We start from the raw sequence: 228 nt of genomic DNA, 5'->3' as shown, positions 1-228 counted from the left end.
GACCGGGCATGTCAGCATCACCTTCGATCGCGCCGAGGCCAAATACGCCATTGGCGAAGTTGTCGGCCTCTTCATCCAGTCGACCGAAAACAGCTATGTCACGGTGCTGAACGTTTCGCCGAACGGCTCTGTGGTGAAGCTTTTCCCGAACAAGTACCAGACCGATGCCCTGGTCGGCGCCGGCAAGCGCGTGCAGGTGCCGGATCCGGCAAGTGGCGCCCGGCTGCA

The 228-nt window shown here is 61.8% G+C and carries 1 protein-coding gene; it reads left to right on the top strand.

What is annotated here, in order from left to right:
• The coding region (locus tag AF337_RS25850) for a DUF4384 domain-containing protein (protein WP_152971195.1) at positions 1 to 228 on the top strand (228 nt) is incomplete at both ends.

Origin of the sequence: Rhizobium ecuadorense, assembly GCF_001187535.1 — a bacterium.
In the GTDB taxonomy this organism is placed as follows: domain Bacteria; phylum Pseudomonadota; class Alphaproteobacteria; order Rhizobiales; family Rhizobiaceae; genus Rhizobium; species Rhizobium ecuadorense.
This window is presented reverse-complemented; position numbering and strand designations above follow the sequence as displayed.